Annotated in this window: 23 protein-coding genes and 1 pseudogene; 14 read left to right on the top strand and 10 right to left on the bottom strand. The window is 72.0% G+C overall.

The window, feature by feature from the left end; genetic code table 11:
• The first annotated feature begins 5 nt into the window (after positions 1 to 5).
• Positions 6 to 239, top strand: coding sequence for a CDGSH iron-sulfur domain-containing protein (locus tag ABD332_RS30250; protein ID WP_344505732.1), 234 nt, complete (start codon positions 6 to 8; stop codon positions 237 to 239).
• A gap of 91 nt (positions 240 to 330) precedes the next feature.
• On the opposite strand, the gene ABD332_RS30245 is transcribed toward ABD332_RS30250, so the two are convergent.
• Positions 331 to 1,356 (bottom strand): iron-containing redox enzyme family protein, encoded by a 1,026-nt coding sequence (locus tag ABD332_RS30245; protein ID WP_344505731.1) that lies wholly within the window; start codon positions 1,354 to 1,356, stop codon positions 331 to 333.
• A 62-nt stretch (positions 1,357 to 1,418) separates the two neighbouring features.
• Here ABD332_RS30245 and ABD332_RS30240 point away from each other — a divergent pair, with 62 nt between their 5' ends.
• Genes ABD332_RS30240 through pth2 form a run of 3 tightly spaced genes read left to right on the top strand, consistent with a single transcriptional unit; the run spans position 1,419 to position 3,864 of the window.
• Complete coding sequence (locus tag ABD332_RS30240; RefSeq protein WP_344505730.1) at positions 1,419 to 2,372, top strand: methyltransferase; 954 nt, start codon at positions 1,419 to 1,421, stop codon at positions 2,370 to 2,372.
• Positions 2,372 to 3,499 (top strand): carboxylate-amine ligase, encoded by a 1,128-nt coding sequence (locus ABD332_RS30235; RefSeq protein WP_344505729.1) that lies wholly within the window; start codon positions 2,372 to 2,374, stop codon positions 3,497 to 3,499. The genes ABD332_RS30240 and ABD332_RS30235 overlap by 1 nt, the downstream gene beginning before the upstream one ends.
• Before the next feature lie 11 nt (positions 3,500 to 3,510).
• On the top strand, positions 3,511 to 3,864 hold the full coding sequence (gene pth2 / locus ABD332_RS30230) for a peptidyl-tRNA hydrolase Pth2 (RefSeq protein ID WP_344505728.1): 354 nt from the start codon (positions 3,511 to 3,513) through the stop codon (positions 3,862 to 3,864).
• Between the two features lie 37 nt (positions 3,865 to 3,901).
• On the opposite strand, the gene ABD332_RS30225 is transcribed toward pth2, so the two are convergent.
• The 4 genes from ABD332_RS30225 to ABD332_RS30210 are packed head-to-tail and all read right to left on the bottom strand — an operon-like array spanning position 3,902 to position 8,041.
• Positions 3,902 to 4,738 carry a carbohydrate ABC transporter permease gene (locus ABD332_RS30225; RefSeq protein WP_344505727.1) on the bottom strand — a complete coding sequence of 279 codons (837 nt, stop codon included), beginning with the start codon at positions 4,736 to 4,738 and terminating at the stop codon, positions 3,902 to 3,904.
• Position 4,739: 1 nt separating this feature from the next.
• Complete coding sequence (locus ABD332_RS30220; protein WP_344505726.1) at positions 4,740 to 5,747, bottom strand: carbohydrate ABC transporter permease; 1,008 nt, start codon at positions 5,745 to 5,747, stop codon at positions 4,740 to 4,742.
• A 48-nt stretch (positions 5,748 to 5,795) separates the two neighbouring features.
• Entirely contained in the window at positions 5,796 to 7,019 is a 1,224-nt protein-coding gene (locus ABD332_RS30215) for a sugar ABC transporter substrate-binding protein (RefSeq protein ID WP_344505725.1), read from the bottom strand.
• Between the two features lie 29 nt (positions 7,020 to 7,048).
• Positions 7,049 to 8,041, bottom strand: a complete 993-nt coding sequence (locus tag ABD332_RS30210) for a LacI family DNA-binding transcriptional regulator (protein WP_344505724.1) — start codon at positions 8,039 to 8,041, stop codon at positions 7,049 to 7,051.
• Between the two features lie 122 nt (positions 8,042 to 8,163).
• On the opposite strand from ABD332_RS30210, the gene ABD332_RS30205 reads away from it, so the two are divergent.
• From ABD332_RS30205 to ABD332_RS30185, 5 genes are all read left to right on the top strand, one after another.
• Entirely contained in the window at positions 8,164 to 10,104 is a 1,941-nt protein-coding gene (locus tag ABD332_RS30205; protein WP_344505723.1) for an amylo-alpha-1,6-glucosidase, read from the top strand.
• A 33-nt stretch (positions 10,105 to 10,137) separates the two neighbouring features.
• On the top strand, positions 10,138 to 10,485 hold the full coding sequence (locus ABD332_RS30200) for an ArsR/SmtB family transcription factor (RefSeq protein ID WP_344505722.1): 348 nt from the start codon (positions 10,138 to 10,140) through the stop codon (positions 10,483 to 10,485).
• Complete coding sequence (locus ABD332_RS30195) at positions 10,482 to 11,117, top strand: SRPBCC family protein (protein ID WP_344505721.1); 636 nt, start codon at positions 10,482 to 10,484, stop codon at positions 11,115 to 11,117. Before ABD332_RS30200 ends, ABD332_RS30195 begins: the two co-directional genes overlap by 4 nt.
• A gap of 236 nt (positions 11,118 to 11,353) precedes the next feature.
• Entirely contained in the window at positions 11,354 to 12,694 is a 1,341-nt protein-coding gene (locus tag ABD332_RS30190; protein WP_344505720.1) for an ABC transporter substrate-binding protein, read from the top strand.
• A gap of 66 nt (positions 12,695 to 12,760) precedes the next feature.
• Entirely contained in the window at positions 12,761 to 13,207 is a 447-nt protein-coding gene (locus ABD332_RS30185; protein ID WP_344505719.1) for a hypothetical protein, read from the top strand.
• Between the two features lie 50 nt (positions 13,208 to 13,257).
• Here ABD332_RS30185 and ABD332_RS30180 read toward each other — a convergent pair whose 3' ends face one another.
• The 4 genes from ABD332_RS30180 to ABD332_RS30165 all read right to left on the bottom strand — a co-directional run bounded on the left by ABD332_RS30180 (position 13,258) and on the right by ABD332_RS30165 (position 16,908).
• On the bottom strand, positions 13,258 to 14,049 hold the full coding sequence (locus ABD332_RS30180; RefSeq protein WP_344505718.1) for a carbohydrate ABC transporter permease: 792 nt from the start codon (positions 14,047 to 14,049) through the stop codon (positions 13,258 to 13,260).
• The gene (locus tag ABD332_RS30175; protein WP_344505717.1) at positions 14,046 to 14,888 is read right to left on the bottom strand and encodes a carbohydrate ABC transporter permease; all 843 of its coding nucleotides are present in this window, start codon (positions 14,886 to 14,888) and stop codon (positions 14,046 to 14,048) included. The genes ABD332_RS30180 and ABD332_RS30175 overlap by 4 nt, the downstream gene beginning before the upstream one ends.
• A gap of 2 nt (positions 14,889 to 14,890) precedes the next feature.
• On the bottom strand, positions 14,891 to 16,174 hold the full coding sequence (locus tag ABD332_RS30170; protein WP_344505716.1) for an ABC transporter substrate-binding protein: 1,284 nt from the start codon (positions 16,172 to 16,174) through the stop codon (positions 14,891 to 14,893).
• Between the two features lie 176 nt (positions 16,175 to 16,350).
• Positions 16,351 to 16,908: an NADPH-dependent FMN reductase gene (locus ABD332_RS30165; RefSeq protein WP_344505715.1), complete on the bottom strand. Its 558-nt coding sequence runs from the start codon at positions 16,906 to 16,908 to the stop codon at positions 16,351 to 16,353.
• A gap of 154 nt (positions 16,909 to 17,062) precedes the next feature.
• Between ABD332_RS30165 and ABD332_RS30160 the strand changes: the two genes are divergently transcribed.
• The 4 genes from ABD332_RS30160 (at position 17,063) to ABD332_RS30145 (ending at position 19,522) form a co-directional block, all read left to right on the top strand.
• Entirely contained in the window at positions 17,063 to 17,434 is a 372-nt protein-coding gene (locus tag ABD332_RS30160; RefSeq protein WP_344505714.1) for a winged helix-turn-helix transcriptional regulator, read from the top strand.
• Positions 17,435 to 17,490: 56 nt separating this feature from the next.
• Positions 17,491 to 18,279 carry a hypothetical protein gene (locus ABD332_RS30155; RefSeq protein ID WP_344505713.1) on the top strand — a complete coding sequence of 263 codons (789 nt, stop codon included), beginning with the start codon at positions 17,491 to 17,493 and terminating at the stop codon, positions 18,277 to 18,279.
• Complete coding sequence (locus ABD332_RS30150; protein WP_344505712.1) at positions 18,276 to 18,707, top strand: GntR family transcriptional regulator; 432 nt, start codon at positions 18,276 to 18,278, stop codon at positions 18,705 to 18,707. Before ABD332_RS30155 ends, ABD332_RS30150 begins: the two co-directional genes overlap by 4 nt.
• Positions 18,708 to 19,042: 335 nt before the next feature.
• Complete coding sequence (locus tag ABD332_RS30145) at positions 19,043 to 19,522, top strand: SMI1/KNR4 family protein (RefSeq protein ID WP_344505711.1); 480 nt, start codon at positions 19,043 to 19,045, stop codon at positions 19,520 to 19,522.
• Here the strand turns inward: ABD332_RS30145 and tnpA are convergent.
• Positions 19,519 to 19,936 (bottom strand): annotated as a pseudogene (tnpA, locus tag ABD332_RS30140) (IS200/IS605 family transposase). The gene ABD332_RS30145 and the pseudogene tnpA overlap by 4 nt on opposite strands.
• On the opposite strand from tnpA, the gene ABD332_RS60145 reads away from it, so the two are divergent.
• A partial coding sequence (locus tag ABD332_RS60145) for a helix-turn-helix domain-containing protein (RefSeq protein WP_425552309.1) occupies positions 19,901 to 20,085 on the top strand: 185 nt, incomplete at its 3' end. The pseudogene tnpA and the gene ABD332_RS60145 overlap by 36 nt on opposite strands.

The raw sequence follows: 20,085 nt of genomic DNA, 5'->3' as shown, positions 1-20,085 counted from the left end.
TGAGCATGGAAGAGCCGGTCGCCTCCGTCACCGTCTGCGAGGACGGGCCGCTGCTCGTGCGCGGCCAGTTCACGCTGCTCACGCAGGACGGCGAGGTCGTGGACCCGGGCCGGGCCACCGTCGCGCTGTGCCGGTGCGGCCGGTCGACGATCAAGCCGTTCTGCGACGGCACGCACAAGGTGATCGGCTTCCAGGCCCCGAGCGCCTCCACCGGCGACCGCCCCGCTGCCGGCGCCTGACCCACCACCAAGCTCCCCGACGCCGTTGATCGAATGGCGGATCCGGCCGTCCGCGCGACCGGATCCGCCGTTCGATCGTGCGCGTCGGGGCTCAGGAAGGCGGGCCGAGGGCGCCTACCGGGGCAGGGGCCGGCCGCAGGGACGAGTGGCCGGCGGTCCACAGGTCCAGGACGTGGGCGGCGAAGCGGCCGTCCAGCGCGAGGGCGCACGCCGCGCCGAACAGCACCTGCCCCGCCTGTGAAGGGTGCTGGGCGCAGAAGCCGCCGGCGAGGTCGTGGACGGCGATCTGCTCGTGGACGGCGTCGGCCTCGACGTGCTCGTCGTAGAAGCGGGTCGCGGTCGCGTCGAGGCCGAGGCGGCGCAGGCCGTCGCCATAGCGGCGGTTGGGCAGGGACGACGTCATCTCGAAGACGGCGAGGTGGCCGACGGTCGCGCCGCGCAGCCGGCGGTGCAGGCCGAACAGCGACATGAGGTTGTTGGTCGCGAGCGTGACGGCCGGGACCACGTCCAGGTAGGCGCCGTAGGTGTCGTCCAGGTCCAGCTCCCGCATCGTGGCGCGGAAGAGCTCGGCGTGCATGCGTTCGGCGCGGCCGCCGCCGTACTCGTCGGACTGGATCTCCACGAGGGCGGCCTTCGGGCGGCCGGCCAGGCGCGGGATCGCCCACGTGTGCGGGTCGGCCTCCCGCAGGTGGTAGATCGAGCGGTGCCGCACGAACTCGCGGAACTGCTCGAGTGTCGCGCGCCCCTTCAGGAACTTCGACAGTGACGGGGCGTCGTCGGCGTCGACGAGCGCCGTGAGCGCGTGCGGGACCTCGTGCGGCGCCGGCGGCGTCGGCACGGGCACCGCCGCGCGCAACGCGTCCTCGAACCGCTCCTCGCCGGCCTGACGCAACGCCAGCAGCGACGGCTGCCACTCCCACCGCTCGTCGACGCCGTCGAAGCCGCGGTAGTGCAGCTCGTAACAGATGTGCAGGCTCAGCTGCAGGTCCTCGTCGGTGCACGCGTCGGTGCCTGCTACCAGCTCCCGCCAGGCGCCGCCCGGCAGGTCGCGCGGTGGGCCGGCGAGCATGGCGACGAGCGTGTCGGAGACCGGTCCTCGCGGTCGGGGCAGGCGCATGGTCACCGTCTTCCCTCAGGACGGGCCGGTTAAGCAGGAACTTTGTGGGGAAAGGGCTCGGCATGACCGCGGCCACCGAAGCGCCCGTCTACGCTGACGCCGCCCTGCGCCGCCTCGGCGAGGCCGTCAAGGAGACGGGGTACCGGTTCGTCCCCGTCACCGAGGCCACGCACGAGCGGGTCAACCGGCGGCCAGCGAACGCCCGCGCCAGAACGCTGCGCGACGTGCTCGGCTGGAGCCGCCCGTTCGGGCCCGGCGTGCTCCCCGACGGCCTCGTCACGCTGCTCGACGAGGCCGGCGTCCTGGACCGCGACGGCGACACGTGGCGCAGCCGGATCCGCTGCTCCACGCTCGACGGCGGCCTGTTCTTCCACTCCGCGTACCCGCCGGCCGGGCCCGACGCGGTGTTCTTCGGCCCCGACACGCTGCGCGCCTGCGACGCCGTCGCCGCGCACCTGCGGACGCTGCCGGTCGCGCCGCGGCGGGCCGTCGACATCGGCACGGGCAGCGGCGCGATCGCCGTCACCGTGGCACGGCACGCACCCGAGGCGGAGGTCGTCGGCGTCGACATCAACCCGGTCGCGCTGCGGTACACGGCCGTCAACGCGGACCTCGCCGGGGCGCGGGTGACGCCCGTCCACAGCGACCTGCTCACCGAGGTCGACGGCCAGTTCGACCTCATCGTCTCCAACCCGCCGTTCATGATCGACCCGCAGCGCCGGCGGTACCGGGACGGCGGCGGCCGACACGGACACGACCTACCCCTGGCCGTGCTCGACACCGCCGTGCACCGCCTCTCGCCCGGCGGATCGCTGGTGCTGTTCAGCGGCACCGGCGTCGTCGACGGCCGGGACCCGCTGCTCGCCGGGGCCGCGACCAGACTCGTCGGCACCGGCCTCGACTGGACCTACCGGGAGATCGACCCCGACGTGTACAGCGAGAACCTCGACGACCCGTCCTACGCGCACGCCGAACGCATCGCCGTGTGTGTCCTCATCGCTGAAAGGCGCCGCTGATGTCGTTGACCGCGTCCAGCCCCGCGGACCTCGCCGGCGCGCTCGCCCGGCAGACCCTGACCGTCGGTGCGGAGGAGGAGTTCCTCCTGCTGGACCCGGGCACGTGGCGCAACGTCCCGGTCGCCGACGACGCCCGCGCGCGCCTGCCCGACCCGGCCCGGCAGCAGACCAGGGTCGAGTTCCGGCGCAGCATGATGGAGATGGTCACGCCGGTCTGCACGTCCCTGTCCGAGCTGCGCGGGCGGCTGACCGCCAACCGGGCCGCGGCCGCCCTCGCCGCGCAGTCGGTGGGCGCGCGGCTGGTCGCCGTCGCCGCCACCCCGGTCGCCGAGCCCGACCTCACCGTCGAGGACACGCCCCGCTTCCGGGCGATCTCCCGGCACTACGGGCCGATCGCGCACGACCCGGCGCTGTGTGGCTGCCACGTGCACGTCGGCGTCCCCGACCGGGAGGTCGCCGTGCAGGTCTGCAACCACCTTCGGCCGTGGCTGCCGGTGGTGCAGGCGCTGACCGCGAACTCGCCGTTCCACGCGGGGGCGGACACGGGCCACGCGAGCTGGCGCAGCATCCAGCTGGACCGCTGGCCGAGCCTGGGCCCGGCGCCCTACCTGACGTCGGTGGCCCACTACGAGCGCACGGTCGCGGAGCTGGTCGGCAGCGGTGTCATGCTGGACGAGTCGATGGTGTTGTGGTGGGTACGACCGTCGCGGCGCTACCCGACCGTCGAGGTCCGCGTCGGCGACGTGTGCCCGACCGCCGGCGACACGGTCCTCGTCGCCGGGCTCGTCCGCGGGCTCGTCGCCACCGTCCTGGACGACATCGCCGCCGGCCGCCCGGCGGTCAGCCCGCCCGAGCACCTGCTGCGGGCCGCGCACTGGAACGCCGCGCACCAGGGCCTCGGTGGCACCCTCATGGACCTGTGCGGCCGCCGCGCGGTGCCGGCCTGGGACCTGGTCGACCTGCTCGCCGACATCACCGGCCCGGCGCTGCGCCGGCACGGCGACGACGGCGTCGTCGCCAAGGAGCTGGCCCGGCTCCGCGAGGAGGGGACCGGCGCCGACCGGCAGCGCGTCGCCGGCGACGTGCCCGGCGCCATGCGCCTGCTGGCGGACCTGACCACGCACTAACATCGCTGGTCGTGAAGACCGAACCGAAGATGGTCCTTGTCGTGCGCACCGACCTCGGCATGGGCCGGGGCAAGATCGCGGCGCAGGTCGCGCACGCGGCCGTGTCCGCGGTGCTGCAGGGGCCGCACGGGGCGGTGTTCGAGGCGTGGCTGCAGGCGGGGCAGCCGAAGGTGGTGCTGAAGGTCGCCGGGGCGGCGGAGCTCGCCGAGCTGTGCGGGCACGCCGTCGCGGCGGGCCTGCCGGTGCAGGTCATCCACGACGCGGGACGCACGCAGGTGGCCGCGGGCACGGCCACCTGCTGCGCCATCGGCCCCGCCCTCCCGGCCGACGTCGACCCGGTGACGGCGGTGCTGAGCCTGCTGTGACGGTCCACTGTGGACCCGGACGGCCCCCGGCGGGACGTCAGCCCTTGACGCCGCTGCTGGCGACGCTGCGGACGAAGTACCGCTGGAAGACGATGAACACGATCGCCACCGGGATGATGGTGAGGATCGAGCCGGCCATCATCACCGGGTAGTCGAAGCTCTGCCCGCCCGCGCCGCCGCGGCCCAGCGTCGACAGGCCGAAGGGCAGCGTCCAGTGCGAGGGGCTGGCCCGCACCACGATGAGCGGCATCAGGAACTCGTTCCACACCCCTTGGAACGACAGGATCGTCAGCGTCAGCAGCGCGGGCCGCGCCAGCGGCAGCACCACGTGCCAGTAGGCCTGGAAGATCGAGGCGCCGTCGATGCGGGCCGCCTCCTCCAGTTCCTTGGGCAGCTCGGCGAAGAACTGGCGCATCAGGAAGATCCCCATGGCGTCGACCGCGAGCGGCAGGATGAGGCCGGTGTACGAGTTGAGCAGGCTCAGCTCCTTCAGCACCAGGAACCGCGGCACGGTCAGCACGATCGGCGGCACCGCGAGCACCGCGATGATCCCGGCGAAGAGGACGCCGCGGCCGCGGAAGTGCAGCCGGGCCAGGGCGTAGCCGGCGAGGGAGTCGATGAAGACCCGCCCGAGGGTCGCGGCGACCGTGACGAGGATCGAGTTGAAGGTCCACAGCGGAAAGTCGCTGTGCACGAGCACGTCCGACCACGCCCGCAGGTCGAAGGAGCGCGGCCACGGCGACACCGGATGGGTGGCGACCTCGGGCCGCGACTTGAACGACGTGCCCAGCGACAGCACGAACGGGTAGATGAACATGACGGCGAAGCCGAGCAGCAGCGCGTACCGCAGCACGCGGCGCAACGAGAACGGCATGTCAGCGCTCCTTCCGCAGCACGAGCCGCTGCACGCCGGTGAACACCAGGATGATGACGAGCACGATGAACGCGATCGCCGCGGCCCGGCCCATCGCGCTGTTCTGGAAGCCTTCGCGGTAGATGAGGTACGCGGGGGTGAGCGTGGTCTTCTGCGGCCCGCCGGACGTCATCGCGTAGACCTGGTCGAACACCTGCCAGGTGCCGATCACGCCGAGGGTCAGCACGAGGAACAGCGTCGGCTTCAGCAGCGGCAGCGTGATCCGGAAGAAGCGCTGCCGGGCGGAGGCGCCGTCGATGGAGGCGGCCTCCTCGAGCTCCTCCGGGACGTTCTGCAGCCCGGCGAGGAACATCAGCATGAACGTGCCGGTCGTGGTCCAGGTCGCGAGGATCATCACGGAGCTGAGCGCGACGCTGGGCCCGGCGAGCCAGTCCCACCAGGACAGGTCCATGAACTCGCCGCGCAGCGCGCCCGGCGGGCTGTCGACGCCGGCCGCGCCCAGCAGCAGGTGCAGCAGCCCGTCGGAGTCGTCGAGCCACACCAGGTCGACCTTGCCCGGCAGCACCGCCGACAGCACCGTGTTGACCACGCCGGTCGGGCTGAACAGGAAGATGAAGATGAACGCGACCGCGATCGAGCTGGTCACCGACGGGAAGTAGAACGCGGTGCGGAAGAACGTGCGGCCCTTGAGCAGCCGGGCGTTGACGACGAGCGCGAGGAGGAACGCGAGCGCCGTCTGCGCGGGGACGACGCCGAGCACGTAGTACAGGTTGTTGCGCAGGCTCTTGGCGAAGTCGCCGCGGACGATCCCGGGATCGGTCAGCAGGTCCTGGTAGTTGGCGGCGCCGGCGGGGTCGGAGGCGCTGAGGGGGGTGAGCCCGCTCCAGTCGCGGAAGCTGACCCACAGCGCGAGGAGGATCGGCGCGACCATGAACGCGCCGAGCCCGATCAGCGCGGGCGACACGAAGAGCCAGCCGGCCAGCCCCTGCCGGCCGTGAATGCGTGACATGCGGACTCCTCAGTGGAGGGGCCGCCGGGGCGGCCCCTCTCCGTGACGTCAGCCGAGGATGTCGGTCCCGGCCTTCTGCGTGCTGGTGACGACGTCGGCGACCTGCTTGTTGCCCTTGGCGAGGCCCTGGATGCCGTCGTTGAACGTGTCGATCGCGGTGCTGAAGCCCGGCACGAACACCGACTTCTTCGCGTAGTCGCCGCCGGCGACGAACGCCTTCAGCTCCGGCTTGTCCGCCAGCCACTTGTCCGCCAGGGACTTGCGCGACGGCATGACCGGGAACTCCTTGGTCACCGCGAACTGCTCGTCCGGCGAGGTGAGGAACTTGACGAAGTCGAGCGCGGCGGCCTTGTTCTTCGCCGCCTTCGCCACGCCGTAGCAGACGGAGAACGACATCGTGCCCTTGCCCTTCGGGCCGGCGGGCAGCTCGGCGACCGCGTACTTGACGTTGGGGAAGTCGTTCTTCATCGCCCCGACGATCCAGTTGCCCTCGATCGTCATCGACGTCGCGGCCTTGCCGAACGCCTCGCCGCCCCAGCCCGCGCCGACCGACGCCGGGGTGCCGAACCAGCCCGCCTTGTGGTTGTCGGTGACGTACTGCAGCGCCGTGCGCATCTCCGGCGTGTCCATCGTCATCTTGGTGACGTCGTCGTTCGTCGGCCAGGCGCCCGCCTGGGCCATGAACGCACCCCAGCGGTAGAACTCCGGCGCGAGCACCAGACCCGGGTGGCCCGGCTTGGTGAGCGCCTTCGCCGTCGCGGTCAGCTCGTCCCAGGTCGTGGGCGGCTTCAGGCCGGCGGCGGTGAAGTCGGCGGTGTTGTAGACCAGCTGCAGCGTGGAGAAGTCCTTCGGCGCGCAGTAGTAGGTGCCCTTGTAGGTGAAGGACTGCTTGAGCGTCTCGTAGAAGTCGCCGGGGTTGTCGACCTTGTCGCCGATCGGCTCCAGGACGCCGTTCTTGCCGAAGTCGGGCAGCTTGTTGTCGTTGACGTAGAAGACGTCCGGCGGTTCGCCGCCGGCGAGCGCGGTGGTGAGGGCCGTGTCGTATTCGGGCAGCACCTTCAGCTCGACGGTGTTGCGGCCCTGCTTGTTGTAGTCCTCGACGGCCTTGCGCAGCACGGCGTCCTCGGCGGGGGAGGAGGAGAACGCGTACATCGTCAGCTTCGCGCCGGTGGCGCTGCCTTCGGTGCCGGTGCCGCTGCCGTCGTCACCGCACGCGGCGACCAGCAGGACGGTGGCGATCAGAGCGGTCAGGAGGCGGGGTGTTCGTAACATGATGTCGCTCCCAGGGGGGTCGGGGAAACTCAGGGCAGAGCGCTGGAGGCCCGGACGATCAGCTCGGGTGCCAGCAGTTGCCCGGCGGGTTCGTTGCCGCCGGGGCCCAGCAGGGCACGGATCATCGCGTGTCCGACGGCCTCGATCGGCTGCCGGACGCTGGACAGGTCGAGCGCGCCGGCGGTCGGGGTGTCGTCGAAGCCGACGACGGCGAGCCGGGCGTGCCGTTGCCGCACGGTGCGCAGCACGCCCGCGGCGAGCGTGTCGGTGGCGGCGACGACGGCGGTCGGTGGGGTGTGGTGGTCCAGCAGTGCCTCCGCGAGGCGCGCGCCGGTGGCGAGGGAGTCCTCGCCGCGCAGGTCGAGGTGGCGGGAGCCGTCGAGCAGGCCGTGCTTGTCGAGGGCGGTGCGCCACCCGTCGGCGCGCCGGTCGCCGACCGCGACGCCTTCGGGGTAGCCGAGGAACGCGATGCGCCGGTGCTCGCGGGTGACCAGGTGATCGACGGCGGCGGCCGTGCCGGCGGTGTTGTCGATGTCGACCCACGGGTGGGCGTCGTCGGCGCCGGTACGGCCGAACGCGGCGAACGGGATCCGCAGCTGCCGCAGGCCCGCCGGGCGCGGGTCGGCGGACTGGATGCCGTAGAGCACGACGCCGTCGATGGCGCCGGCGCGGTGCAGCGCGTCGGCGTTGGCGACCTCGTCGAGCGGGTCGTCGGCGGTGAACAGCAGCAGATGGTGGTCGGCGGCCCGGCCAGCCTCGGCGAGCGCGTGCAGCAGCCGGTCGTGCATGCTGCCCAGCGCGTGCGGGTGCATCGGCTCGATCCGGTAGCCGATCATGCGTGAGGTGGCGGCCCGCAGCGACTGCGCGACCCGGTTGGGCCGGTAGCCGAGCTGCTCGATCGCCGCCTCGACCCGCTGCCGGGTCTCGGGCCGCACCCGCTGCGGCGCGTTGAGCACGTTGGACACGGTCTGCCGGGAGACGCCGGCGGCTCGTGCGACGTCCTCGACGGTCGGCGGATGCACGGGACCTCCCACGGGAGATGGTGTTGAACGTTCAAATCGGGTCTTGCGGGATGCCCGTTTGAACGTTCAACATGGGTGTTCGGACATTCTCACCCCGCCAACGGCTTGTCAAGAGGAGCGATATGGGGCAGCCCTACCTCCACGAGCACGTGACGTGTGTCGCCGCCCCGGCCACGTGGCTCTCCGGCCCATCGGGCCAGCTCCGGGGCGGCGCCGACGGCCTGTACGTCGACGACCGCCGGGTCCTGTCGAGGCTGGTCGTCACCGTCGACGGCGCCGAGCCCGTCCCGGTCCAGGTCACCCGGACGGGTGCGGCGTCGGCCCGGTTCGCCGCGGTGCTGCCGGGCCTCGGCGACGACGGCCCCGACCCGACCGTCACGCTCGTGCGCGACCGCCGCACGTCGCCCCGCGGTGGCACCGAGACGCTCACGCTGACCAACCTGTCCCACGCCACCCTGGCCGTGGAGATCGAGATCGTCGCCGGCACCGACTTCGCCACCATGGGCGCCGTGAAGGACGGGCACCCGTCAGTGTCCACAGTGGAGGTCGTCGGCGTCGGTACCGACGCGGCCGACGCCAACGGGATGCGCGTCGCCGTGACGGCGGACCCGCCGCCGGACCAGCCGCCGGGTGCCGGGCCGATGCGTTGGCTGGTCACGGTCGAGCCGCGGGCGAGCTGGACCGCCACGGTGCGCTTCACCCGCGCGGACGCCGCGCCGATCACCCGCTCCGCCGCACCGGCCGGGCTGCGGGTCACCGCCGACGACCGGCGCCTCGACGCGCTGGTGCGCGCGAGCGTCGATGACCTCGCGGCGCTGCGGCACGCCGATGGCGACGACGACTACTACACCGCCGGCAGCCCCTGGTACCTCACCCTCTTCGGCCGCGACTCGCTGTGGGCGGCCCGGCTGGCCCTCCCGCTCGGCACCGGCGTCGCCGCCGGCACGCTGCGCGCCCTCGCCCGCCGCCAGGGCACGAAGCACGACCCGGACACCGACGAGGAGCCCGGCAAGATCCTGCACGAGGTCCGTCCCGTCGACGCCGCTCACTGGCTGCCGCCGGTCTACTACGGCACCGTCGACGCCACCGCGCTGTTCGTCAGCACCGCCGCCGACGCCTACCGGTGGGGGCTGCCGGCCGCCGAGGTCGAGCCGCTGCTGCCGCACGTCGAGCGGGCGCTGATGTGGCTGGCCGGGCACGACGGCTTCATCGCCTACCGGTCCAGCACGAAGGGCCTGGCCAACCACGGCTGGAAGGACTCCGGCGACGGCATCCAGCACGCCGACGGGCGCATCGCGCGCGGGCCGCTCGCGCTCGCCGAGGTGCAGGCGTACGCCTACCGGGCCTTCCTGGACGGTGCCTGGCTCCTGGAGTCGTTCGGCCGCGACGGCGCCGCGCACTGGCGCGACCGGGCCTCGGCGCTCGCGGCGCGGTTCCGGGCGGCGTTCTGGTGCCCGGGCGGCTACCCCGCGGTCGCCCTCGACGGCGACGGCGCGCAGGTCGACAGCCTCACGTCCAACATCGGTCACCTGCTCGGCACCGGCCTGCTCTCGTCGGAGGAGAGCGCCCGGGTCGCCGGCCATCTCGCCGAGCTGCGCTCACCGTTCGGCATCCGGACCATCGCGCCCTCGTCGGGCGGGTACAACTTCCTGTCCTACCACCTCGGCTCGGTGTGGCCGCACGACACCGCGATCGCCCTGCTCGGCCTGGTTCGCGACGGCCACCGCGCCGAGGCGGCCGAGGTGATCCGCGCCCTGCTCGCCGCCGGCGAACGCTTCGACGCCCGGCTGCCGGAGCTCTTCGGCGGCGACGACGCGCCGACGCCGTACCCGGCCTCCTGCCGCCCCCAGGCATGGGCCGCCGCCGCCGGTCCCGCACTGGTCACCGCGCTGCTCGGCCTCGACGTCGACGCCCCTTCGGGCCGGTTGACGCTCGACCCCCTGTCCCCGTCCCCGGTCGGCGCCTATCAGGTGCGCGGCCTGCGGATCGCCGGCGGTTCGCTCGATGTGACCGTCACCGCGGCCGGTGCGGCGACGGTCCACAACGATCCGTTTAAGGCTTGACTTATATAAGCCGCGGATGACATTGTACGTGTCGTGCATGCGTTCGATGTGCTCGGCGACCCCGTGCGGCGCCGGATCCTGGAGCTGCTCGCCGACGGGGAGCAGCCCGCCGGCGCGGTCAGCGAGACCGTGCGGGCCGAGTTCGGGATCTCGCAGCCGGCGGTGTCGCAGCACCTGAAGGTGCTGCGCGAGTCGGGGTTCGCGACCGTCCGGGCCGACGGCACCCGGCGCCTGTACGCCGTCGACGCCGCGCCGTTGCGCGAGGTCGACGCCTGGCTGGACCGGTTCCGTGGCTTCTGGGAGCAGCGCCTGGACGCGCTCGGCACCGAGCTCGCCCGGGGCAAGCGCTCGCGATCCTCAACAGAAGGGCCTTCGTCGTGATCGACATCGTCAACCAGATCAACGCCGTCCACCGCGAGGTCGGCAGCCACCCGGTCAGCACCGGCGAGGGGCGTTCGCTGCTGCTGCGCCGCACGTACGACGCCGACGTCGCGGACGTGTGGGACGCCTGCACCGATCCCGGGCGGCTCGGCCGGTGGCTCGGGCAGGTCGAGGGCGACCTGCGCCTGGGCGGCACGTTCCAGATCAAGGACAACGCCGGTGGCCGGATCGTGCGCTGCGAGGAGCCGCGGCTGCTCGCGGTGACCTGGTCCTTCGGCGGCGGCATGGACACCGAGGTCGAGCTGCGGCTCGCGCCCGGTCCCGACGGTGACACCGTGCTGGAGCTGGAGCACTCCTCGCCCGCGGAGGTCGTGGACGAGCTCGTCCGCCAGTACGGCCCCGGCGGCACGATCGGCGTCGGCGGCGGCTGGGACCTCGCGCTGCTCGGCCTCGACCTGCACCTGCGCGGCATCGAGCTGGACCCCGCCACCTGGGAGGGCTCGCCCGAGGCGAAGGAGTTCGGGACCCGCGCCTGCCATGCCTGGGGCGCGGCGATCCAGGCCGCCTGGGGCACCAGCGACGACGACATCGCCGCGGCGGTCGCGTTCGGCGTGCAGCAGTTCGCTCTCTGAGCGCGGCGACCGCCGGGCGGTCATCGACAACGGTAACTACGCCGGCGGCGGGTAGTCGCGTAGCGGAATCGTCACAGCGAATTCATATTGACGTTTAGTGATGTCACTGGCCACCCTCTGGTAATGCGACGCCCGCCTAGCGCAAGTTTTCCTCAAGGTCCGTTTCTCGCGCTCGGGCGGGCGCCGCGAACTGCTTATGGTCTGCGGGGCCCGTAGGCGGACGAGAGGCAGATGTCGTGGGATCCAGGACGACCCGCACGGTCGTGGCACTGGCCGGGGTGGTCGCCCTCGCGGCGGGCTGCGGCACGACCCCCGCCGCCGACGCGGGCCGGCCACTGGTCGTGCGGCTCTACGGATCCGACGCGAACATGACCAACTCGCTCAAGGAAAAGCTCGCCGGAAATCCCGGGATACTTTCCGGAATGGTCGGCACCACCCCGCTGCTCGCGCTGCCCGAGTCGTTCCAGGAACGGCTGCGCGGGGTCGACCCGACGCTGGTCGACTACGGGTACGCCGCCGAGGCCTACGACGCGGTCATGCTCGCCGCCCTCGCCGCCGAGTCGGCCCGCACCACCCAGCCCCTGACCGTCGCGAAGTACGTCGTGGGCGCCTCGACCTCCGGCACGACCTGCGACTCCGCCGCCGCCTGCCTGGCGCTGGCCAAGGCCGGCAAGGACTTCGCCTACCGCGGCGTGTCGATGCGCCGCAGTGGCCTCAGCGACAGCGGCGAGCCCTCCTCGGCCTCGTACGGCACCCTGCACTTCGGCCGGGACAACACCATCAACGCCAACATGACCGAGTACATCGGCGCCGGCGACGAGTCGCTCGCCTCCACCACCCCCGCCCCGCCGTTCACCGCCTATCCGAACTTCGGGGCGGGCGCGAAGAAGCCGGCCCCGCTGAAGGTCGGCGGGCTCATGCCGCACACCGGCCGGCTCGCGTTCCGCAGCCCGCCGCGCTTCGCCGCCGCCAAGCTCGCCGTCATGGACATCAACGCCGCCGGCGGCGTGCTGGGACAGCCGGTCGAGTGGGTCGACGGCGACGACGGCACGGACGCCACCGTCGCCGCCGCCACCGTGGACCGGTTCGTCGGCCTGGGCGTGCAGGTCATCATCGGCGCGTCGTCCTCCAGCGTGACGAAGGCCGTCATCCCGAAGATCGCCGCGGCCGGCCGGATCCTCATCTCCCCATCGTCCACATCGGACGAGCTGAGCACCGTCGCGGACAACGGCCTGTTCTTCCGCACCGCCCCCGCTGACACCCTGCAGGCCCGCGCCCTCACCGACGTCATCATGCGCGACGGCCCCCACAAGGTGATGATCCTGGCCCGCGAGGACGCCTACGGCCTCGGCCTGCAGAAGAACGTGAAGGCGAACCTGGTCACCGCCGGCGTGCCCGAGGATGCCGTCCAGCTCGTGACCTACCCCGGCACCAGCCAGGACTTCGCCGGCCTGGCCGCCCGCGTCCGGTCCGCCGCCCCCGACGCCGTGCTCATCCTCGGCTACGACGAGACGGCCCTCATCGTGACGGCCCTCTACGCGCAGAAGATCGGCACGGCCGGCGCCCTGAACAGGTGACCGCGGCCCGACCCGGACACGTGCGGCCGAACGTACTTCGTCGGCGCCGCCGCCGGACCGGTCAGCGTGCTCGCCGGCCCGACCGCCGACGCGTTGAACTGGAACAACGGCGTCGGCCTGGTCCTGCTCGGCGCCGCGACGCTGGTGCTCGCCGCCGTGCTGATCCGCTCCGTGCCGACCCGGCTGTCCTGGCCGCACCTCGCCGTCGCCGCCGCGTGCCTGCTACTGATCATGTGGACCACGTCCGCCGTGCCGTACAACCGCCTGGACCGCGGCGACCAGTGGCTGATGCTCCTGGTGTTCGTCGCGATCCCGGCCACAATCGTGTGGAAGGGCGGCGTGGTCACCGCCGGCGCCCTCCTCGGCGTCGTCGCCGGCACCCTCGGCGACCAGTTCCTCACCGTGTACCGCACGATCGACGACACCCCCGGCATCATGCTCGGCCTCGCCGTCCTCGCCACCCTCACGACCGGCCTGCTCCTGGCCAGGTCCGCCCCCGACCGGACGGGCTGACCCCGGGCTCAGCGGCCGCCGGCGACGAAGGTGAGGGCCACGGTACCCGATCAGCCCTTCAGGGCACCCTTGACGAAGCCGCGCACGTAGTACCGCTGCAGCAACAGGAACAGGAGCACGCATGGCACCGCGGCGGTGACGACGCCGGAGAGCAGGGTGCCGTGGTCGACGGCGCCGAGGCTGCCGGACTGCAGGTTGAACAGGGCGACCGGCAGCGTGAACTTCTCGTCGTCGGTGATGAAGATGAGCGGGGCGACGAACTCGTTCCACGAGGCGAGAAACGAGAACAGCGCGACCGTCACGATGCCGGGGACGACGCCGCGGAGCAGGACGTGCCGCAGGACGCCGGCCGGGCCGCAGCCGTCGATGAGGGCCGCCTCGTCGAGCTCGACGGGCAGCGCCTCGAACGAGTTGCGCATCATGAACAGCCCGAACGGCAGCTGGAACATGGCGAGCACGAGCGCGAGGCCGACCAGCGAGTTCTGCAGGCCGAGCCAGTCGAGCATGATGTACAGCGGGATCAGGATCGTGCTGTGCGGCACCATGAGGATGCTCAGGGTGGCCATGAAGAGCAGGTTCCGGCCGCGGAACGAGAAGCGGGCGATCGCGTAGCCGCCCAGGGTCGTGGCCACCACGGTGACGGCGACCGTCACGAGGGCGACGAACGCCGTGTTGCGCATGTAGACGGGCAGGCCGCTGCCGTACACCAGCAGCCGCCGGTAGTTGTCGAGCCCCAGCTGCCCGGTGCCGGTGCGGCCGTGCACCGACGCCCAGAGCGCCCACAGCATCGGGGTCAGGAACAGCACGGCGAGCGCGGCGCAGGTGGTGATGCGGGCCTTCATCGGGCGCTCCTGAGGAATCGGACCTGTGCGCCGTTGACGGCGTAGAGGACGGCGAGAATGCCCACGGAGATGGCGGCGGCGCGGCCGAGGTCCTGGGAGGTGAACGCCTCGCGGTAGATGCCGATGACGACGGTCGCCGTGCCGTGGCGTCCGCCGGTGAGGATGAAGAACTGGTCGAACGCGAGCAGCGAGCTGGTCACCAGCAGCACTAGGACGAGGGCGATGGTGGGGCGCAGCAGCGGCAGCGTGATCCGCCGCATCATCTGCCAGCGGGTCGCGCCCTCGATGGTCGCCGCCTCGTACAGGAGCGGATTGATCGACTGCAGCCCGGCCATGATGATGACCATGTAGTAGCCCGCGAACTTCCACGTGATCATGACCGCGGTCGAGTAGAGCGCGTTGTCGCCGTCGCCGAGCCAGTCGACGCCGTCGCTGCCGAACAGCGCGGCGAACGCGTTGAGCGGCGACGCGTCGTGGTTGAACATGCCGTAGAACAGCAGGCTCGCCGAGGCCAGCCCCACCGCGGCGGGCAGGAAGAACACGGTCCGGAACACGGTCACGGCCGGCCCGGGGCGCTGCACGAGCAGGGCGAGCCCGAACGCCATCAGCCCGACGAGCACGGTGGCGACCAGGGTGTACTTGATGCTGAAGACGATCGCCCGGGTGAACAGGGGCTCGCGCAGCGCCTCGTAGTTCGCCACACCGTTCGGGGCCGAATCGCCCAGCAGCGGCCAGTGGTTGAGCGACATCCACGCCATCAGGCCGAGCGGTCCGACGAACAGCACCGCCACCAGCAGCGCCATCGGCACGGCGTAGAGGAGACCTCCGGTGCGCCGCATGGTTAGCCCTCTTCCAACGAGGCGGTGATGCTCCCGTTGTGCCGGTCGAGGGCGGCGCCGACGTCACCGGGGCCGAACACCGCGTCGGCGACCGCTTCGATCCACGGGCCGTTGGGGTCGTTGAACGTCTTGCCGAACGCGACGGCGTACGGTGTCTGGCCCTTCCGCGCGATCGCGGTGAACGTCACCAGCCGCGGGTCCTGCTGGGCGTGGACGTTGTTGTCGAGGTCGCTGCGGACGGGCACGTAGCGGTTCTTCGCCACGACGTCGACCTGCGCCTGCTCCGACAGCGTCCAGGCGATGAAGTCCCACGCCTGGTCCGCGTGCGGGCTGTTGGAGCCGATGCCGAGCACGTCCCCGCCGACGAACGACGACGCGCCGCCTTCGAGGCCCGGGATCGCGGCGACGCCGACCTGCAGCCGCGACGCCTCCTCGATGTTGCGCAGGGCGGTGGCGCCCATCGGCTGGATGCCGATCAGCCCCTCGCTGAACGCCTGCGTCCACGACGGGCCGCTCTCGTTCTTCGCCGACCGGGGGACGAGGCCGTCGGCGTACATGCCGCGGTAGAACTGGAAGACCCGCGTCGCGTCGGCGCTGTCGAGCATCGCGGCGGTGCCGTCCTCGTTGAGGACCTTCGACCCGGACGCCCAGATCATCGGCCACGCAGTGGCGAACATGCAGTCCGGGCAAGCGCCGCCGAAGTTGAACCCGTGCACGCCGCCGCCGAGCCCGTTGACCTTCGTGGCGAACTCGCGCAGCTCCCGCAGGCTGGCCGGCGGCCGGTCGCCGTCGAGCCCGGCCCGGATGAACAGGTCCTTGTTGTAGAACAACGCGGCCAGGTCGATGTCGTGCGGCACGCCGTAGGTGCGGCCGGCGTGCCGGACGGCCCGCATGTGCGACGGCGCGAGGTCCTCCCGGAACGGCAGCGTGGCGACCCGCGCCGTGATGTCGGCGAACACGCCCTGGGCGGCGTAGTTCGGCGCGTACACCACGTCGACGGCGAGCAGGTCCGGCAGCTGGCGGGTGCCGGCGGCCGCGCCGACGCGCTGCTGGTAGGAGTCCCCCGGCATGACCGTGAGCTTGACCTTGTTGCGGTGGCTGCGGTTGTACTGGTCGATGAGGGCCCGGCTGAAGGCCCCGGTGAGCGAGCGCGTCCACATGGTCAGCACCGTCCCGTCGTCGGTGGCCGCGGTCCCCGCCGGCACCGGCACGTCGTGCGCCCGCTGGCACCCGGCCAGGGCGAGCACGGCGACGAGCCCCACCACTCCGGCCTTGCATGAGCCCATTGATCGCCTCCGCTCCTCGCGGCATGTTAGCGGTCACATCGACGTTGTCAACACCACCGTCTGGACGTTAAATCTCGGCGATGCACTGGGTTTGTGGCGATGTGAGCGATAACCCGCGTTGGTCGGGTCGCCGGGGTGGCCCGGCGGCGCCCCTCGTGCCGCCGGGCCGGGGTGGGTCAGACGCGCAGCTTCGCCAGGGCGTCGGACCAGGCGACGACCTGGCCGAGCGTGGCGTCCAGGGCGTCGAGCTGCGCCTGCCCCGGAGTGAGCCGGGTGAAGTTCTCGAAGTCCGTGTAGAACGACAGCGCGACCTGCGAGCGGACCGTGGCGAGCTGCAGCTCGGCGGCGATGAGCCGCAGGTGCTCCACCGCACGGGCGGCGCCGACCACGCCATAGCCGACGAACCCGGCGGCCTTGTTGTTCCACTCGGCGTACAGGTAGTCGATGGCGTTCTTCAGCACCCCGGTCGTGGAGTGGTTGTACTCCGGCGTGACGAACACGTAGCCGTCGAAGCCGTCGATGACCCGCGACCACGCCTTCGTGTGCTCGTTGGCGTACTGGCCCGCCGACGCCGGGACGGGCTCGTCGAGGTGCGGCAGCGGGTGGTCGGCGAGGTCGACGATCTCGAACTCGGCGTCGTCCCGCCGGGCGGCGGTCTCGAGCACCCAGTCGGCGACGAGCCGGCTGTACCGGCCGGGCCGGACGCTCCCGACGATGATGGCGATCCTGGTCACGGGCTGCACTCCTCACGTTCGACGCCGCGCCTGTCGCGGCCTCTGTGTGGTGTCAGCGGTTCTGCAATACGCTGCATTTCCGGTCTGAATTCGGCACTTTGGGGTGCGTCGCGCACCTTGAAGTGCGTCTTGGCTTCTCTCAGGGGGAACTGGAATGACCACTTCCGATGACCTGTCCACATGTCAGGACGACGACCTTCGGGTGGTGGTCCGTGGGTTGTTGACGACGATCGGCGACAAGTGGACGCTCGTGGTCATCGCCACGCTGGTCGCCGGGCCGAGGCGGTTCACGGAGATCCAGCGGGGGATCGACGGCATCTCGCACCGGATGCTCGCGAAGACGCTGCGCGACCTGGAGCGCGACGGCCTCGTGTCACGCGAGGCGCATGCGGAGGTGCCGCCGCGGGTGGTGTACGAGCTGACGCCCCTCGGCCGCACGCTGCTCGACCCCGTCGACGGGCTGGTCCGCTGGGTGGGGGAGCACGGCCGGACCGTGCTGGCCAACCGGGCCCGCTTGACGTTGTAGCAAGTGTTGTACCATGATGGCGGTACAACACTTGCGACAATCTTTCGGGAGTGCTCATGACTACGGCAGAAGAGCGGGCCGCGCGCGCCTGGCTGGTCGGCAACGGGCTGCCCGACGCGCCCGTGAGCGAGCTGCTGGTCGCCCGGCTCGCGGCCCGGCGGCGGGCGCGCCTCGCCGACCACGTGGTGCTGGCCGCGGTGTTCATCGTGGCGGCGCTGGCGCACGTGGCCGACTTCTCGGCCGACGCCGGATCGTCGTCGGGCCGGCCTGTGCTGCTGGTGGTCCTGGCCGCGGCGACCGCGGGGCTGCTGGTCGCCCGGCTGCTCATCGCGCGATGGCTGGCCGCGGCCGACCGGCGGGCTGGGGCGGCGCTGCCGCGCCGGGCGGCCCACTCCGTGAAGCCCGGCTGGCGGGTGGTGCTCGGCCTTCCGCACGCCGTGTTCGACCTCGCCACGCTCGGGGTAGCGGTCGTGCTCGCGCTCGGCGCGCTGACCGTCGAGGAGCCGACGGTCCGGCAGGGCGCGGTGATCCTGCTCGTGGCCGTGCTCGGCGTCGGCGCGGGAAGCGCCGTGCAGCTGCGGCAGCTGCTGACCCGGCCCGTGGTGGCCGAGGACGAGATGTCACTGACCACCGACGTCATCATGCGGATCGAGGACGCCAGAGACGCGACGGCCCCGGCCGTGCTGTGGTCGCTGCCGGTCGTCCTGCTGTTCGGCCTCGCCCCCGCCTGGTGGAGTGCGGCCGCGGTGGCCGCCGTCGTCCTCGGCGTCGCCGCGCTCGTCCTGATCCACGTCCGGACGCCGGGGAGCCTCGCCACGGCCCGGCAGGCGATGATCGTCCGATGATCGTCATCGACGCGGCCTCGGCCGTCCCGCCGTTCGAGCAGTTACGGGCCCAGCTCGCTGGGCAGATCCAGGACCACACGCTCCCGGTCGGGTTCCGCCTGCCGCCGATCCGCAGCCTGGCGACGGACCTGGGCCTGGCCGCGAACACGGTGGCCCGCGCGTATCGGGAGCTGGAGGAGGCCGGCCTGATCGAGACCCGCGGCCGCGCCGGCTCGTTCGTGTCCGCCGCGGGCGAGGCGGGCCGGGAACGCGCCCGGCAGGCCGCCGCCGACTACGCCGCCGTGGCGATCAGCGTCGGCATCGACCTCGACGAGGCGTTGCACATCGTGGAGGCGGCGTTCACCGCGTCCGCCCCGACCGCCACCCGGCCTGCCCCGCCGCTGGCCCGGCCGAGCGCCCCCGGTCCAGGCGCCACCTCCGCCACGTGACCGGCGCTCCGTCGTGGAGGCCGCCAGCGCCCCCGCCGTGTCGCGGGAGGCGGCCTGGTCGAGTGCCTTCGCCGTGTCACGGCAGGCGGCCAGGTTGAGTGCCCTTGCGGCGTCACGAAAGGCGGGCCGGTCGGGTGCCGTCGCAAGCGCCTCGGCTCGCGGTTCGCGGTCCGGGGCGCAGGCCCGTGCGATCGGGCCGTGCGACCGGCCGGTGGACGATCCGGCCGACCAGCCTTTGACCAGCTCAGCTTTCACGCAGCCGGCGTGACCGCTGCATGCGTCCCTTCTGTGCCATCGTGACGGCGGCGCCCGGCGTACCGTGCCTAAAGTGGGGCGTGACTTCGACCGGGCGGCCCCACACAGCCGAGCAGTGGCGGGTCTACCTCGCCGGGTATAGCGCGGACTTCTTCCGCGTCGCCGACGCCGATCGGCTGGACCGGCTCGGGGAGGAACGGCGGGCCTCCGGGCGGCTCGGGTTCGACGGTGCGGGCGAGGACGCGCTCGCCGCCGTTGAGGAGCGGCTCGGGGTGGCGCTCCCGCCCGGGTACCGGGCGTTCCTGGAAGCCTCTGACGGGTGGCTGGAGATGGGGCCGTTCGTGTGGACGATGCGGACCACCGCCGACGTCGGCTGGCTGCGGGACCTCGAGCCCGACATGTGCGACGCGGGCGACGAGGACGACGAGCTGATGGCGCGGGCGCTGCTGGTGTCCGCCGACGCGGACGCCTGCTACCGGAATGCGGGCCGGTGCTCCGGCCTTCAGGCCGGGGGTGAAGGCCCGTGTTGGGAGGGCTGCCAGGCCCGGGCAGTGCTTTAGCCGGGACGGTTCTGCTGTTCGATGTACTGCTGTACGGCGTTCAGTGGTGCGCCGCCGGCGGAGCCGGCGAAGTACGAGCCCGACCACAGCTTGTTGGCCCGGTAGTAGTGCCGCGCGAGATCGGGGAACTCCTGCCGTAGGCGGCGGGAGGACACGCCCTTGAGGCTGTTGACCAGCCGGGCGACCGCGACCTTGGGCGGGAAGTTGACGAGCAGGTGGACGTGGTTGTCCTCGCCGTTGAACTGGACCAGCTCGGCTTCGAAGTCGGCGCACACGTCTCGCATGATCGCTTCCATGCGGGTCAGGTGCCGGTCGGTGAACACCTTGTGCCGGAACTTCGTGACGAAAACCAAGTGGACATGCATCGCAAAAAACACAGTGCCTGTCTGTGCGGATGCCTGCGAGTTCAGCCATAGACCAACATGTACCGTGCTTGTCGTGCAGCTCCGTTACAACTTCCGCGTGTATCCGACGCCTGGCCAGCAGATCGAGCTGGCGCGGGCGTTCGGGTGCGCGCGGGTGGTGTTCAACGACGCGCTCAGGCTGCGCCGGCAAGCCCGTGA

The organism is Dactylosporangium maewongense, from assembly GCF_039531485.1.
Classification (GTDB): Bacteria; Actinomycetota; Actinomycetes; order Mycobacteriales; family Micromonosporaceae; genus Dactylosporangium; species Dactylosporangium maewongense.
This window is presented reverse-complemented; position numbering and strand designations above follow the sequence as displayed.

What these genes read in the sequence shown, in the direction of transcription:
- ABD332_RS30220 (WP_344505726.1), bottom strand. Translation starts at nt 5,747, where the DNA reads ATGTCACGCATTCACGGCCGGCAGGGGCTGGCCGGCTGGCTCTTCGTG.
- ABD332_RS30250 (WP_344505732.1), top strand. Translation starts at nt 6, where the DNA reads ATGGAAGAGCCGGTCGCCTCCGTCACCGTCTGCGAGGACGGGCCGCTG.
- ABD332_RS30205 (WP_344505723.1), top strand. Translation starts at nt 8,164, where the DNA reads ATGGGGCAGCCCTACCTCCACGAGCACGTGACGTGTGTCGCCGCCCCG.
- ABD332_RS30155 (WP_344505713.1), top strand. Translation starts at nt 17,491, where the DNA reads ATGACTACGGCAGAAGAGCGGGCCGCGCGCGCCTGGCTGGTCGGCAAC.
- ABD332_RS30215 (WP_344505725.1), bottom strand. Translation starts at nt 7,019, where the DNA reads ATGTTACGAACACCCCGCCTCCTGACCGCTCTGATCGCCACCGTCCTG.
- ABD332_RS30150 (WP_344505712.1), top strand. Translation starts at nt 18,276, where the DNA reads ATGATCGTCATCGACGCGGCCTCGGCCGTCCCGCCGTTCGAGCAGTTA.
- ABD332_RS30235 (WP_344505729.1), top strand. Translation starts at nt 2,372, where the DNA reads ATGTCGTTGACCGCGTCCAGCCCCGCGGACCTCGCCGGCGCGCTCGCC.
- ABD332_RS30180 (WP_344505718.1), bottom strand. Translation starts at nt 14,049, where the DNA reads ATGAAGGCCCGCATCACCACCTGCGCCGCGCTCGCCGTGCTGTTCCTG.
- ABD332_RS30175 (WP_344505717.1), bottom strand. Translation starts at nt 14,888, where the DNA reads ATGCGGCGCACCGGAGGTCTCCTCTACGCCGTGCCGATGGCGCTGCTG.
- ABD332_RS30160 (WP_344505714.1), top strand. Translation starts at nt 17,063, where the DNA reads ATGACCACTTCCGATGACCTGTCCACATGTCAGGACGACGACCTTCGG.
- ABD332_RS30225 (WP_344505727.1), bottom strand. Translation starts at nt 4,738, where the DNA reads ATGCCGTTCTCGTTGCGCCGCGTGCTGCGGTACGCGCTGCTGCTCGGC.
- ABD332_RS30245 (WP_344505731.1), bottom strand. Translation starts at nt 1,356, where the DNA reads ATGCGCCTGCCCCGACCGCGAGGACCGGTCTCCGACACGCTCGTCGCC.
- ABD332_RS30240 (WP_344505730.1), top strand. Translation starts at nt 1,419, where the DNA reads ATGACCGCGGCCACCGAAGCGCCCGTCTACGCTGACGCCGCCCTGCGC.
- ABD332_RS30170 (WP_344505716.1), bottom strand. Translation starts at nt 16,174, where the DNA reads ATGGGCTCATGCAAGGCCGGAGTGGTGGGGCTCGTCGCCGTGCTCGCC.